The organism is Cupriavidus sp. CuC1, from assembly GCF_044627735.1.
In the GTDB taxonomy this organism is placed as follows: domain Bacteria; phylum Pseudomonadota; class Gammaproteobacteria; order Burkholderiales; family Burkholderiaceae; genus Cupriavidus; species Cupriavidus ulmosensis.
On the sequence record NZ_JBIUHC010000069.1, the window covers coordinates 1 to 12,843 of the forward strand.

The following is a 12,843-nucleotide window of genomic DNA, read 5'->3' on the forward strand; positions in this document are numbered from 1 at the left end:
GCCCTCTTTGCCCCAGGGGAGTCATATTGACTAAGCCACCCCTCTCCCCGGCCCTCTCCCCCTGAGGGGAGAGGGAGCGACAGCCGTCGTCGTAGCGCATGGCCTTGGCTCGTTCGGCGGCTTCGTCCAGCGCTCCTGGTGCTGCGGCTAGTATGTCTTGTCCCCGCCGCCCACCGCGCCGCCCTGCCCCTTGAACTGCGCGGCGAGGCTCTCTGCCGCGCGAGCCAGCATCGTGGCATCCACGCCAACCGCGGTGAACGTGGTGCCCAGCGCCATGTACTGCCGCGACTGCGCCACATCGGCGCTGAGAATGCCCGCGCCCTTGCCGGCCTGGCGAATGCGCGCGATGGCGTCGGCGATGGCGCTTTGCACGTCCGGGTGGCCCGGGTTGCCGAGATGGCCCATGTCGGCGGCAAGATCCGCCGGGCCGATAAACACCCCATCCACGCCTTGGGTGGCGGCGATCGCGTCGAGGTGCGCGAGCCCCGCGCGCGTTTCCACCTGCACCAGCACGCACATCTCGCGGTTGGCTTGGGCCAGGTAGCCGTCGACACGGTTCCAGCGCGAGGCTCGGGCCATCGCGCTGCCCACGCCACGCACGCCTTGCGGCGGGTAACGCGTGGCGGCGACCGCGGCGGCGGCCTCGGCGGCGCTTTGCACCATCGGCACCAACAGGGTCTGCACGCCCAGGTCGAGCAGCTGCTTGATCTGCACGGTGTCGTTCCACGAGGCACGCACCACCGGCCGCACCGGATAGGCGGCCAGCGCCTGCAACTGCGCCAGGATCGACGGCACGGTGTTGGGTGCGTGCTCGCCGTCGATCAGCAGCCAGTCGAAGCCGGCGTCGGCCAGCACTTCGGCGGTGTAGGGACTGGCCAGGCCGAGCCACAGGCCAATCTGCTGCTCGTTCGCGGCGAGCGCGCGCTTGAAGGTATTGAGGGGGATTTCCATGATGGCGGTATCGGGACGTTGGCGTCAGGCGAAGTGGCATGCCACGGCGCCCAGCGCGCCGTAGTCTACATGGAATGTATCACCCGGGCTGGCCGCAACCGGCCGGGTGAAGGAGCCGCCGAGGATCACCTCGCCGGCTTCCAGGCCCACGCCAAACGGATGCAGCTTGTTGGCCAGCCATGCCACGCCGTTGGCGGGATGGTTGAGCACGCCGGCGGCCACGCCGGTCTCCTCGATCACGCCGTTGCGCGACATGATGGCCGAGACCCAGCGCAGGTCCACATCGAACGGCCGCACCGGGCGCCCGCCCATCACCACGCCGGCATTGGCGGCGTTGTCGGCGATGGTGTCGAACACCTTGCGCGGGCGCTTGCTGTCAGGATCGATCCCATGGCTGCGCGCATCGATGATCTCCAGCGCGGGAATCACGTAGGCCGTGGCGTCATACACGTCGAACAGCGTGCAGTTCGGCCCCTTGAGCGGCTTGTCCAGCACGAAGGCCAGCTCCACTTCCACGCGCGGCACGATAAAGCGGCCCGGGGGGATCGTCGCGCCGTCCTGGAAGAACATGTCGTCGAGCAAGGTGCCGTAGTCCGGCTCGTCGATCTGCGAGGACAACTGCATGGCGCGCGAGGTCAGGCCGATCTTGTGGCCCTTGATGGTGCGGCCTTCAGCCAGCTTGTGGGCCAGCCATTCGCGCTGGATGGCGTAGGCATCTTCAATCGTGATGTCAGGATGGTCCAGCGAGATTTGCCGGATCTGCTTGCGCGATTGCTCGGCGTCGTGCAGGCGATGGGCGATCTGGCGGATCAGCTCTGGGCTGAGCATGGGGTCTCCGTGGGATGCGTTGAACGTTGAACGTTGAGCGTTGGGGGCCGGCCGACGGTGGAACCGGTCAGGCCTTCTTGAAGCGGGCGTGCACGTTGTTGTGCTTGTAGCTGCCGCCCTCGTTGAACTCGACCAGCTCCATCGACAGCGCCAGGTAGCGCCGCGCATACAGCTCGGCGAAGTGCGCCTTGACAGCCTCGAACAGCGCATCGCAGGCCGTCTTCTTGGCCGCCTCGGGGCGCCCGGCGCCGATCTTCAGCGTGATGTGGACGAAGGCGTAGTCTTCCTCGCCGTCGGCCATGCGGTAGTCGGTCAGCGCCAGCGCGCGCGAGCGGATGCCGCCGATGGGAAACACGCCGTCCTGGGCGATCAGCACGTCGTTGATGGTCTTGAGCAGGGCCGGCACGCGCGCGTCGGCGCGGATATTGTCGGTGTACTCGACGATGATGTGGGGCATTGGCGGCCTCTCCAATAAGGCGTGAATCGTGATCCGTCAGCGCACCGGGAAGATCGCATTGATCTGGCCGGTGCCAGAGCTGGTGAAGTAGTCGGTGACGATCTCCACCGGCCGGTCGTACTTGTCCCAGCCCAGCAAGCCGAGCAGCATGGCGGTGTCGTGCATGCCGCCCTCGCCGATGCAGTGCTCGTTGTACTCCGGCAGCATGCGGCAGAAGGTGGCCCAGTCGCCTTGCTTCCAGAGTTCCACAACGCGCAAGTCCACCTGCTTGAAGAACTCGCGGCTGATCTGGTGGATGCTCTCCTCGGGGCTGTTGTTGTCGTTGAAGCGGTGCGACAGCGAGCCGCTGGCGAGAAACGCCACATTGGCATCGCTGGCCTCGATGGACGCGCGCAGCGCCTCGCCAAAGCGGCGGCTTTCGTCAAGCTGGTGCCAGGCGCACCAGGCCGCGATCGATACCACCTTGAAATGGCGGTCGGCGTTCATGTAGCGCATCGGCACCAGGGTGCCGTATTCCAGCTCCAGGCTGGCGATCTCGTGGGCGCGGGTCATCACGCCTTGCTCGGTGGCGGTGCTGGCGATCAGGCGGCCCAGTTCGGGGTTGCCGTCATAGGCGTAGGCCATGTCCTTGATGAAGTGCGGCAGCTCGTTGCTGGTGTAGATGCCCTCGAAATGCCCATTGCAGTTGACGTGATAGCCGGCATTGACCAGCCAGTGCACATCGGCCACCACGATGGTGTCCACCCCAAGCTCGCGGCAGCGCCGGCCGATCTCGCGGTGGCCGGCGATTGCCGCCTCGCGGCAGCCGTAGTGCTTGCCGGGCAATTCCGATAGGTACATCGACGGCACGTGCGTGATCTTTGCCGCGAGTGATAGTCTGCCCATTGCGGTGTCTCCTGTCTTGTCATGGCGCCAGTGCCGGGTCGAAGCCACTCACTTCGGGCGCTGGCAAAGGCGATCGTTCTCAAACGCCCCAGCGCGGAATATGATGCCCGCCCATCGAGATGCACACGTTCTTCACCTCCGCAAACACCTCGAAGCTGAACTCCCCGCCCTCGCGCCCGGTGCCGGATGCCTTGGTGCCGCCAAACGGCTGGCGCAGGTCGCGCACGTTCTGGCTGTTGACGAACACCATGCCGGCCTCGATGCCGCGCGCCAGCCGGTGCACCTTGCCAACGTCCTGCGTCCAGATGTACGAGGCCAGGCCGTAGGCGGTGTCGTTGGCCATGGCCAGGCCATCGTCCTCGCCCTTGAAGGGGATCAGGCAGGCCACCGGGCCAAAGATTTCTTCCTGCGCCACGCGCATGTGGTTCTCCACATTGGCGAGCACCGTGGGCTGCACGAAGTTGCCGTTGCGCAGGTGCGCAGGCAGGTCGGCCGGGCGCTCGGCGCCGCCGGCCAGGATGGTGGCGCCTTCCTGCTCGCCCAGGCGGATATAGCCAGTCACCTTCTCCCAGTGCTGCTGCGTGATCATGGCGCCCACGTGGGTCTGCTCGCTGGTCGGGTCGCCCACGCGCAGCTTCCTGGCGCGTTCGGCAAACTTGCCGACGAAATCGTCGTAGACCGTGTCCTGCACGAAAATCCGCGAGCCGGCGGTGCAGCGCTCGCCGTTGATCGAGAAGATGGTGAACAGCGCGGCGTCCAGCGCGCGCTCCAGGTCGGCGTCGTCAAACACCAGCACCGGGGACTTGCCGCCCAGTTCCATCGAGAACTTCTTCAGGCCGGCGCGTTCGATGATGCGCTTGCCGGTGGCGGTGCCACCGGTGAACGAAACCGCGCGCACGTCCGGGTGGCGCACCAGCGCATCGCCCGCGCTGGCGCCGTAGCCCTGCACCACGTTGAGCACGCCGGCCGGCACCCCGGCTTCCAGCGCCAGCATGCCGAGCTGGTCGGCGGTGAGCGGCGACAGCTCTGACATCTTCAGCACCGCGGTGTTGCCCAGCGCCAGGCACGGCGCGACCTTCCAGGTGGCGGTCATGAAGGGCACGTTCCACGGCGAGATCAGCGCGCACACGCCCACCGGCTGGTAGAGCGTGTAGTTGAGCATCTGGTCATCGACCGGGTAAGTGCGGCCGTTCATCTGCACGCACACCTCGGCGAAGAAATTGAAGTTCTCGGCGGCGCGCGGGATCAGCTGCTTGCCGGTCTGCGCGATCGGCAGGCCGGTGTCCTGCGTTTCCAGCGCGGCAAGATGCGGCACGTGCTCGGTGATCAGGTCGGCCAGGCGGCGCATGATGCGGGCGCGCTCCTTGGCCGGCGTATTGGCCCATTTGGGAAAGGCGGCCTTGGCGGCTGCCACGGCGGCGTTGACTTCCGCCTCGCCGCCCGCTGCCACCGTGGCGATCTCCTCGCCGGTGGCCGGGTTCCAGGTGGTGAATGTGTCCTTGCTGTCAACCTGCTTGCCGTCGATCCAATGCTTGATCATGTCTTCCTCCTTGTTGGCGCGTGGCGCGTGGCGCTTCAGCGCACGCTGCCATATTCGGTAGCCGAGGCAATGGTGTTGACCAGCCGCCCCACCCCTTCGATCTCAGTGACGATCTCATCGCCCGGCTGTGTATCGGCCAGCCCTTCCGGCGTGCCGGTGAGGATCACATCGCCCGCTTCCAGCGTCATGAAGCTGCTGAGGTATTCGATCAGCCACGGGATGCCGAAGATCATGTCGCGGGTGCTGCCCTGCTGGGTCAGCTTGCCGTTGACGGTGGTGGTCAGCGCGAGGTTCATCGGATCCGGCACGTCGTCGCGGTCCACCAGCCACGGCCCCAGCGGCGTGCAGGTATCGCGGTTCTTCACCCGCAGGTTGGGGCGATAGTAGTTTTCCAGGTAGTCGCGGATGGCGTAATCGTTGGCGACCGTGTAGCCGCGCACGTGGTCGTAGGCCTGCGCGGCCTTGACGCCGCGCGCCGTGCTGCCGATCACCACCGCCAGCTCGCACTCGTAGTGCATGTACTTCACGCCCTCGGGCCGGATGGTGTGGGCCCGGTGGCCGATGAACGCGCCCGGCCCCTTGAGGAAGACCAGCGGTTCTTCCGGCGCCTTGAAGGCCAGTTCGCGCGCATGATCGGCATAGTTCAGGCCGAGCGCAAAGGTGGTGCGCGGCGCCACGGGCGGCAGCCACGTCACGGCGTCTTCGCTGACCACGCGGCCATCGTCCAGGCGCAATGCGCCTTCGCCAGCGGGCTGCGCGGTGTGGACCAGGCCATCGAAGGCTACACGTGCGGTTCTCATGCTGCCTCCCCGGGCGCTGCCTTGATGCCGTGCCGCAAGCGTCCTACGTGTTCGATCTCGATCTCCACCGTGTCGCCGGCACGCGCCAGCGGCGCGCCTTCGGGCACGCCCGCCAGCAGCACGTCGCCGGCTTCGAGCGACATGAAGGCGGTGACATCGGCCAACAACCGCGCCACCGGGCGCAGCAGGTTGCCCGTGTGGTTGCGCTGGCGCTCTTCGCCGTTGATGCGCACCACCATGGCGAGCGCGTCGGCGTTGGCTACCTGCTCGCGGGCCATCACCCACGGGCCGATCGGGCAATAGCCGTCGCGGCACTTGTGGCGCACCGCCGGGCGGTAATAGCTGGCATGCGGCACGCTCACATCCGACACCACCGTGTACCCGGCGATATAGTCCACGGCCTGCGCCGGGTCGATGCGGGTTGCGCGCCGGCCGATCACGATGCCCAGCGCGGCGCCGATTTCCAGGGTCTCCTGGCCCGGTGGCAGCTCGACAAGGCTGCCATGGGCGGCCAGCGTATTGGCCGGCTTGATGTAGAGGATAGGGCCCGCCGGCGGCGCCTGGTAAGGGGCCGCATTGACGCTGTCGCCAAGGGCCGCAAGCGCGCCCTTGAAGTTCAGCAGCGTGCCGTACACCGTGCCGGTGATGGCGGGCTGCCACATGAATTCGCCCTCGCGCAGGGCGCGCCCGCCGTCCAGCGGCAGCAAGGTGGCACCGTCCACCGGCACTGCCCGCACTGGCCGGCCGCCGGCGGCGATTCTGGCTTGTCGCATCGTGCTCCTCTCTGGTTGCGTCCGCGCTTGCCAGGCGCTTGCGCTGCCCGGCTGGCGGATCGTCGAGGACGGATCGCCCGTTGGCGCCGCCTGTACTTAACATGTTAATTAGATTGCGCCGGAGTTTCAACCCTATTGTGAGCCGCGCCACCGTGATCTTGCCGCCTGGCCCTTCGCGCCCTCGTCGGCGCCTGTCATCGTGCTGTCATGCAGCATCCCCAGAATTCGCCCTGTACCGGGTTTCGCCTTGCCGCAGCGCGATTGTGATAACGCACCGCAGCAGTAAAAAGGCTTGCTACCCGATTTTTTTGCGGCTTGAATGAAAACGTTTTCATTTTGACCGCCATTGCGTGCCTGGTTCGCCATGCGCGCAATGTGATCCCGAAACCAAGACCGGAAGCTCTTACGTGAAGCGCACCCAGGACCGCTCCAGCAGCACCGCCCCAGACGCCGTCGGCACTGCCACGCTGGTGGACGTGGCGCAGGCAGCGGGCGTATCGCTAGCCACCGCGTCGCGCGCGTTCAACAGCCCGGCGCTGGTGCGCGAAGGCACCGCGCAGCGTGTGCTGGACGCCGCACGGCAACTGAGCTTCCGCCCCAACCTGCTCGGCAGCAAGCTGCGCGCGCAGCAAAGCCGGATGATCGGCGTGATGCTGCCCACCCTGGAAAACGCCGTGTTCGCCGAATGCTGGCGCGGCATCGAGGACGCCGCGCTGGCCGCCGGCTACTCGCTGATGCTGGTGACCAGCGCCTACGACCCCGCGCGCGAACGCGAGCGCATCGAATACCTGCTGCGCCACCGGGTCGACGGCATGGTGCTCACGGTGGCCGACGCCGCGCGCAGCGCCGTGCTCGACCAGCTCGATGCCGAAGGCGTGCCCTATGTGCTGGCCTACAACCAGGCCGCCGCGCGCGGCCAGCGCCACTCGGTCTCGGTGGACAACCGCGGCAGCGCCCGCGAAGGCGTGCAAGCGCTGATCGCGGCCGGGCATCGCCGCATCCGCGTGGTCTCCGGCGCCTTCATCGCCTCCGACCGCGCGCGCCAGCGCTTCGAGGGCTACCGCGACGCCATGCACGCGCACGGCCTGCAAGCCGCGCCGCCGCTTTGCCTGCCCTCCCACACCGCCAGCAACGCCGACCAGATCCGCGCGCTGGCCGCCGGGCCGGATGCGCCCACCGCATTTTTCTGCACCAACGACCTGCTGGCGATCGGCGTGATCTCCGACCTGAAGCGGCTCGGCCTGCGCGTGCCGCGCGACATCTCCGTGCTGGGATACGACGGCATCGCGCTGGGCGCGCTGGTGGAGCCGGCACTGGCAACAGTGATGCAGCCCAATACCGAAATTGGCGAGCGCGCCGTCGCGCAGTTGCTCAAGCGTTTCGGCCATGCCGCCGACGCAACCGACGCAACCGACGCGATCGACGCGACGCGCGGCGCCAAACCCGGACGCGTTACCTTGCTGCCCCACGGCCTGCGCCTGGGCGGCACGGTAGCCGCACCGGCATGACCCCGGCATGACCCTTCGCCAACCGCTTTCCCCCTGCCCCAGCCCACGTATGCAACCCAAGGAGTCCACCATGCAAGCAACCCGTTCCTGGCACAAGCCGCTGCGCCGGATCGCCAGCGCGCTCGGCGCCGCCGCCGTCTGCGCATTCAGCCAGGGCGCGGCAGCGCAAACCGCGATCTGCTACAACTGCCCGCCCGAATGGGCCGACTGGGCCTCGCAGATCCGCGCCATCAAGGAAAAGACCGGTGTCACGGTGCCGCATGACAACAAGAACTCCGGCCAGTCGCTCGCGCAGCTGGTCGCCGAAAAGGGCAGCCCGGTAGCGGACGTGGTGTACTACGGCGTGACCTTCGGCATCCAGGCCAAGAAGGACGGCGTCACCGCCCCCTACAAGCCGGCCCACTGGAGCGACATCCCAGACGGCCTCAAGGACCCGCAAGGCAACTGGTTCGCCATCCACTCCGGCACGCTTGGCTTCATGGTCAACGTCGACGCCCTGCGCGGCAAGCCCGTGCCGCAATCGTGGGCCGACCTGCTCAAGCCCGAATACAAGGGCCTCATCGGCTACCTGGACCCGGCCAGCGCCTTCGTCGGCTATGTCGGCGCGGTTGCCGTCAACCAGGCAATGGGCGGCTCGATGGACAACTTCGGCCCGGCCTTCAAGTACTTCCGCGACCTGCAGAAGAACCAGCCCATCGTCCCCAAGCAAACCGCCTATGCCCGCGTGCTCTCGGGCGAGATCCCGATCCTGCTGGACTACGACTTCAACGCCTACCGCGCCCGCTACAAGGACAAGTCCAACGTCGCCTTCGTGATTCCCAAGGAAGGCACGGTGGTGGTGCCGTACGTGATGAGCCTGGTGAACAAGGCGCCGCACGATGCGGATGGCAAGAAGGTGCTGGATTTCGTGCTGTCCGATGCGGGCCAAGCCCTGTGGGCCAATGCGTACCTGCGCCCCGTGCGCAGCGCCGCCGTGCCCAAGGAAGTGCAAGCCCGGTTCCTGCCGGCAGCGGATTACGCGCGGGCCAAGCCGGTGGATTTTGGACAGATGGCGGATGCGCAGAAGGGGTTCAGCGAACAGTATTTGAAGGAAGTCCGTTGAATGGCTAGCGCTAGCAGGTGAGTGCGGCCCGTCGCTCTTGACGAGCGCCCGCCCTCTCCCCCAACCCCTCTTCCGCCATGCGGGAGAGGGGGAACCGGCGACACGCCAGCGCGAATGAACCAGCCTGCACGAACACTGGGAGCACCCCCATCATGCATAAACGAAGCCCCCCACTCCTTCTCTTCGCCCTTCCGGCGCTGATCATTTTCTTCGCCTTCTTCTGCCTCCCCATGGCAAAACTCCTGGCAATCAGCGTCACCGGAGAGAAAGGCGCGAGCGTCTACTGGACCGTCATCTCAAGCGAGCGCTATCTGCACAGCCTGATGGTCACCGTGCTGCTATCGGCAACGGTAACGCTGGCCACCCTGATCATCGCCGGCATCACCGGCACCTTCCTGGAGCGCAACGCCGTGCCCGCAAAGGCCCTGCTGGTCGCCATGCTGACGTTCCCGCTCGCCTTCCCCGGCGTTGTCATCGGCTTCATGGTGATCATGCTGGGCGGCCGCAACGGCCTCGTCGCCATGGTGAGCGATTGGCTGGTGGGAGACCGCTGGACCTTTGCCTACGGTCTTGCCGGCCTGTTCGTCGGCTACCTGTACTTCTCCATCCCGCGCGTCATCCTGACCGTGATGGCAGCCGTTGCCAAGCTCGATGCCTCGCTGGAAGAAGCCGCCCGCTCGCTCGGCGCGGGCCGCTGGCGCGTGGTGCGCGACGTGATGCTGCCCGCGCTGATGCCGGCCATGATTTCCAGCGGCGCGATCTGCTTTGCCACCAGCATGGGCGCCTTCGGCACCGCCTTCACGCTGGCGACGCAGCTCGATGTGCTGCCGCTCACCATCTACAACGAGTTCACCAACTACGCCAACTTCGGCATGGCCGCCGCGCTGTCCTTGCTGCTCGGCACGGTCACCTGGGCCTTGCTGGCGGTGGCGCGCTGGTTCTCGGGCGACGCTGTCGCCGCTACTGCCTGAGGCTACCCATGATGACGTCTTCCCGCCGCGGCAATGCCTACTGGCTGCAACTCGCGCTCACGCTCCTGTTGTGCCTGTTCATGGTGGTGCCGGTGGTGCTGTCCGTGCTCGCCGGCCTGACCAACAACATCTTTGTGGGCGTGTCCAGCGGCCTCACCACGCGCTGGCTGGTGGAGGTGTGGGCGCTCTACCGCAACACCATCTTCCTGTCGCTGGGCATCGCCCTGGCGTGCCTGGCTTGCACGCTGGTGCTGGGCGTGCCCGCGGCCTACTACATGGCGCTGCGGCGCGGGCGCGTGACGCGCCTGATCGAGGAGCTGCTGATGCTGCCGGTGGCCGTGCCGGGGCTGGCCACCGCGCTTGGCCTGATCCTGCTCTATGGCGGCTGGCAGGCGTTCCGCACGAGCTGGGTGTTTATCCTGGTCGGCCACGTGCTGTTCACGCTGCCGTTCATGGTGCGCTCGGTGCTGGCCATCATGTCGGCCATCGATATCCGCACGCTGGAAGACGCTGCCGCCAGCCTGGGCGCAAGCCGGCTGCAGCGCTTCTTTACCGTGGTGCTGCCGAACTGCCGCCAGGGCATCCTGGCCGGCGCGCTGATGGTGGTGACGCTCTCGGTGGGGGAATTCAACCTGACCTGGATGCTGCATACGCCCACCACGCAGACGCTGCCGGTGGGGCTGGCCGACAGCTACGCCTCGATGCGGCTGGAGATCGGCTCGGCCTACACCATCGTGTTCTTCTTCATGATCATTCCGCTGCTGGTACTGATGCAGGGCTTGTCCGCGCTGGGCGCGCGTGCCCGCAAGCACCAGCCGCTGGCAGACAGCGCCGACACCAGAGTGATCTCCGGCGCCGATCCGCTTTCCACTTCCGAGGCCCGCCATGCATGAACCAACCACCATCACGCTGCGCCACTGCGGCAAGACCTTCGCCGACGGCACGCTGGCGCTGCAACCGCTGGATCTCGACATCGGCGCGGGCGAGACCGTGGTGCTGCTCGGCCCCTCGGGCTGCGGCAAGACCACCACGCTGCGCATCATCGCCGGGCTGGAATTCCCCGACGCCGGCGGCGTGGTGATGTTTGGCGACAACGACGTGACGCCGCTGCCGATCGAGCAGCGCGGCGTGGGCATGGTGTTCCAGAGCTACGCGCTGTTTCCCAACATGACCGTGGCGGAGAACATCGCCTACGGCCTGCGCGTGCGCCGGATCGATGCCGCCGCGCGCCGCCGCCGGGTGGACGAGATGCTGGCCATGATGCATCTGGGGCCTTTCGCCGAGCGGCGCATCGACCAACTGTCAGGCGGGCAGCGCCAGCGCGTGGCGCTGGCCCGCGCCATCGCCGTGCAGCCGCGCGTGCTGCTGCTCGATGAGCCGCTGACCGCGCTGGACGCCAAGCTGCGCGACGCGTTGCGCGCCGACATCAACCAGCTGCTGCGCAGCCTGCATATCACCGCCGTCTACGTCACCCACGACCAGGCCGAGGCGATGGCGCTGGGCGACCGCATCATCGTGATGGACCGTGGCCGCATCGCGCAGACCGGCACGCCGCAGCAGATCTACCGCGCGCCGGCCAATGCCTTCGTGGCGGATTTCATCGGCACCATGAACCGCCTGCCGGCCGTGCTGGAGGCCGATGCCTGGCGCGTGCCGGGTGGCCTGGTGCCGCGCCATGGCGCCGCCACAAGCCTGGCCGCCGCTCCCTCGGCCCGTGCTGAACTGCTGTTCCGCCCCGAAGACGTAGCGTTGGCACAGGCCGAGGATGCCCACCTGGGCGGCTCGGTGGTCACCGCGCTGTTCCTGGGCAACTACACACGCTTGCTGATCGACGTGGGCGCGCCGGCGCCGCTTGTCGTCGACACCACCCGGCGCGATGGCTGGCTCGCGGGCGACCGCGTGGGCCTGCGCCTCGATACCGGCCACCTGATCACGCTCCCCGAAGCGCTCGCCGCATGAACACCGCCAACGACAACCCGGCCGGCACCTACCTGCTCGCCCACATCACCGACCTGCACATCAAGGCCGGCGGCAAATTGTCCTACCGCATGGTAGATACCGCCGGCGCGCTGCGGCGCTGCATCGCATCGCTGCTGGCCGCGCCGCAGCGGCCCGACTCCGTCGTCATCACCGGCGACCTGGTGGACTTCGGCACCGAAGAGGAATACCGCTTCCTGCGCGGCATCCTGGAGGATCTGCCCATGCCGGTGAGGCTATTGCCCGGCAACCATGACCACCGCGCCACGCTGCGCCGCGTCTTTGCCGATCACGACTACCTGTTTGCCAACGGTGACGGCGACGCGCCGATCCACTACAGCGTGGCGGCCGGCCCGCTGCGCCTGGTGGCCTTCGACTGCACGGTGCCCGGAAAGCCTGGCGGCCAGGTCGATCCCGCCGCGCTGCCGTGGCTCGAGGCCACGCTGGCGGCCGAGCCGGGCAGGCCCACGCTGCTGATGCTCCATCACCCGCCCTTTCATACCGGCATCGGCCACATGGACCAGCAGGGCCTGGCGGGCGCGGCGCTGCTGGAGGCGGTGGTGCGCAGGCACCCGACGGTTGAGCGCGTGTTGTGCGGCCACCTGCACCGGCACATCACGCACCGGTTTGGCGGCACGATCGCCATGACGGCGCCGAGCCCGGCCCATCAGGTCACGCTCGATCTCGATCCGCAGGCGGCCTCGCGGTTTCGCATGGAGCCACCCGGCTACCTGCTGCATCAGTGGCAACCCGCGCACGGGCTGGTAAGCCACGCGGCGGTCATCGGCGACTTTGGCGCAGACCATCCCTTCTTCGATGCCGCGGGCAAGTTGATCGACTGACTGGCCGGTCGGTCAAGAACGCATCGGCGCAGTGCACCACAGTGGCACATCGGCACATTAGCCTGCAACCGGTTGCCCCCCTGCGGCCGGCCCATCCAGTGGCACGAAACCGTGGCCCCAAAAAAAAACCCACTGCCGGGTGGTAGTGGGTAACAAAAGTGGTATGGGCGAGTCGCGGAAATCACCCATGCATGCATGGTGGCACCGGA

General features: G+C 67.3%; 14 protein-coding genes. 6 read left to right on the forward strand and 8 right to left on the reverse strand.

Features of this window, described 5'->3' with window-relative positions; genetic code table 11:
- Window positions 1-147: 147 nt before the first annotated feature.
- The 8 genes from hpaI to ACGLHR_RS26860 all read right to left on the reverse strand — a co-directional run bounded on the left by hpaI (window position 148) and on the right by ACGLHR_RS26860 (window position 6,600).
- The gene (gene hpaI / locus ACGLHR_RS26825; RefSeq protein WP_400097173.1) at window positions 148-951 is read right to left on the reverse strand and encodes a 4-hydroxy-2-oxoheptanedioate aldolase; all 804 of its coding nucleotides are present in this window, start codon (window positions 949-951) and stop codon (window positions 148-150) included.
- 24 nt (window positions 952-975) lie between these two features.
- Window positions 976-1,779 (reverse strand): 2-oxo-hept-4-ene-1,7-dioate hydratase, encoded by an 804-nt coding sequence (gene hpaH, locus ACGLHR_RS26830; protein WP_318236721.1) that lies wholly within the window; start codon window positions 1,777-1,779, stop codon window positions 976-978.
- 67 nt (window positions 1,780-1,846) lie between these two features.
- The gene (locus tag ACGLHR_RS26835; RefSeq protein WP_400097175.1) at window positions 1,847-2,236 is read right to left on the reverse strand and encodes a 5-carboxymethyl-2-hydroxymuconate Delta-isomerase; all 390 of its coding nucleotides are present in this window, start codon (window positions 2,234-2,236) and stop codon (window positions 1,847-1,849) included.
- A gap of 36 nt (window positions 2,237-2,272) precedes the next feature.
- Entirely contained in the window at window positions 2,273-3,121 is an 849-nt protein-coding gene (gene hpaD, locus ACGLHR_RS26840) for a 3,4-dihydroxyphenylacetate 2,3-dioxygenase (protein WP_400097177.1), read from the reverse strand.
- A gap of 79 nt (window positions 3,122-3,200) precedes the next feature.
- Window positions 3,201-4,661, reverse strand: a complete 1,461-nt coding sequence (gene hpaE / locus ACGLHR_RS26845) for a 5-carboxymethyl-2-hydroxymuconate semialdehyde dehydrogenase (protein WP_318236724.1) — start codon at window positions 4,659-4,661, stop codon at window positions 3,201-3,203.
- Between the two features lie 35 nt (window positions 4,662-4,696).
- A complete protein-coding gene (locus ACGLHR_RS26850; protein WP_318236725.1) occupies window positions 4,697-5,461 on the reverse strand; it encodes a fumarylacetoacetate hydrolase family protein in 765 nt (254 codons plus the stop codon).
- On the reverse strand, window positions 5,458-6,123 hold the full coding sequence (locus ACGLHR_RS26855) for a fumarylacetoacetate hydrolase family protein (protein ID WP_400097239.1): 666 nt from the start codon (window positions 6,121-6,123) through the stop codon (window positions 5,458-5,460). The genes ACGLHR_RS26850 and ACGLHR_RS26855 overlap by 4 nt, the downstream gene beginning before the upstream one ends.
- A gap of 243 nt (window positions 6,124-6,366) precedes the next feature.
- Entirely contained in the window at window positions 6,367-6,600 is a 234-nt protein-coding gene (locus tag ACGLHR_RS26860; protein ID WP_400097179.1) for a hypothetical protein, read from the reverse strand.
- 41 nt (window positions 6,601-6,641) lie between these two features.
- On the opposite strand from ACGLHR_RS26860, the gene ACGLHR_RS26865 reads away from it, so the two are divergent.
- The 6 genes from ACGLHR_RS26865 to ACGLHR_RS26890 all read left to right on the forward strand — a co-directional run bounded on the left by ACGLHR_RS26865 (window position 6,642) and on the right by ACGLHR_RS26890 (window position 12,634).
- Window positions 6,642-7,742, forward strand: coding sequence for a substrate-binding domain-containing protein (locus ACGLHR_RS26865; protein WP_400097181.1), 1,101 nt, complete (start codon window positions 6,642-6,644; stop codon window positions 7,740-7,742).
- A gap of 70 nt (window positions 7,743-7,812) precedes the next feature.
- The gene (locus ACGLHR_RS26870; protein ID WP_400097183.1) at window positions 7,813-8,844 is read left to right on the forward strand and encodes an ABC transporter substrate-binding protein; all 1,032 of its coding nucleotides are present in this window, start codon (window positions 7,813-7,815) and stop codon (window positions 8,842-8,844) included.
- Window positions 8,845-8,996: 152 nt separating this feature from the next.
- Window positions 8,997-9,815: an ABC transporter permease gene (locus ACGLHR_RS26875; RefSeq protein WP_400097185.1), complete on the forward strand. Its 819-nt coding sequence runs from the start codon at window positions 8,997-8,999 to the stop codon at window positions 9,813-9,815.
- Window positions 9,816-9,826: 11 nt separating this feature from the next.
- Entirely contained in the window at window positions 9,827-10,708 is an 882-nt protein-coding gene (locus ACGLHR_RS26880; protein ID WP_400097241.1) for an ABC transporter permease, read from the forward strand.
- Window positions 10,701-11,774 (forward strand): ABC transporter ATP-binding protein, encoded by a 1,074-nt coding sequence (locus ACGLHR_RS26885; RefSeq protein ID WP_400097187.1) that lies wholly within the window; start codon window positions 10,701-10,703, stop codon window positions 11,772-11,774. Before ACGLHR_RS26880 ends, ACGLHR_RS26885 begins: the two co-directional genes overlap by 8 nt.
- Window positions 11,771-12,634 (forward strand): phosphodiesterase, encoded by an 864-nt coding sequence (locus tag ACGLHR_RS26890; RefSeq protein ID WP_400097189.1) that lies wholly within the window; start codon window positions 11,771-11,773, stop codon window positions 12,632-12,634. Before ACGLHR_RS26885 ends, ACGLHR_RS26890 begins: the two co-directional genes overlap by 4 nt.
- Window positions 12,635-12,843 lie beyond the last annotated feature (209 nt).

What these genes read in the sequence shown, in the direction of transcription:
- ACGLHR_RS26880 (WP_400097241.1), top strand. Translation starts at nt 9,827, where the DNA reads ATGACGTCTTCCCGCCGCGGCAATGCCTACTGGCTGCAACTCGCGCTC.
- hpaI (WP_400097173.1), bottom strand. Translation starts at nt 951, where the DNA reads ATGGAAATCCCCCTCAATACCTTCAAGCGCGCGCTCGCCGCGAACGAG.
- ACGLHR_RS26870 (WP_400097183.1), top strand. Translation starts at nt 7,813, where the DNA reads ATGCAAGCAACCCGTTCCTGGCACAAGCCGCTGCGCCGGATCGCCAGC.
- ACGLHR_RS26885 (WP_400097187.1), top strand. Translation starts at nt 10,701, where the DNA reads ATGCATGAACCAACCACCATCACGCTGCGCCACTGCGGCAAGACCTTC.
- ACGLHR_RS26875 (WP_400097185.1), top strand. Translation starts at nt 8,997, where the DNA reads ATGCATAAACGAAGCCCCCCACTCCTTCTCTTCGCCCTTCCGGCGCTG.
- ACGLHR_RS26860 (WP_400097179.1), bottom strand. Translation starts at nt 6,600, where the DNA reads ATGGCGAACCAGGCACGCAATGGCGGTCAAAATGAAAACGTTTTCATT.
- ACGLHR_RS26890 (WP_400097189.1), top strand. Translation starts at nt 11,771, where the DNA reads ATGAACACCGCCAACGACAACCCGGCCGGCACCTACCTGCTCGCCCAC.
- hpaE (WP_318236724.1), bottom strand. Translation starts at nt 4,661, where the DNA reads ATGATCAAGCATTGGATCGACGGCAAGCAGGTTGACAGCAAGGACACA.
- hpaH (WP_318236721.1), bottom strand. Translation starts at nt 1,779, where the DNA reads ATGCTCAGCCCAGAGCTGATCCGCCAGATCGCCCATCGCCTGCACGAC.
- ACGLHR_RS26855 (WP_400097239.1), bottom strand. Translation starts at nt 6,123, where the DNA reads ATGTGGCAGCCCGCCATCACCGGCACGGTGTACGGCACGCTGCTGAAC.
- hpaD (WP_400097177.1), bottom strand. Translation starts at nt 3,121, where the DNA reads ATGGGCAGACTATCACTCGCGGCAAAGATCACGCACGTGCCGTCGATG.
- ACGLHR_RS26835 (WP_400097175.1), bottom strand. Translation starts at nt 2,236, where the DNA reads ATGCCCCACATCATCGTCGAGTACACCGACAATATCCGCGCCGACGCG.
- ACGLHR_RS26850 (WP_318236725.1), bottom strand. Translation starts at nt 5,461, where the DNA reads ATGAGAACCGCACGTGTAGCCTTCGATGGCCTGGTCCACACCGCGCAG.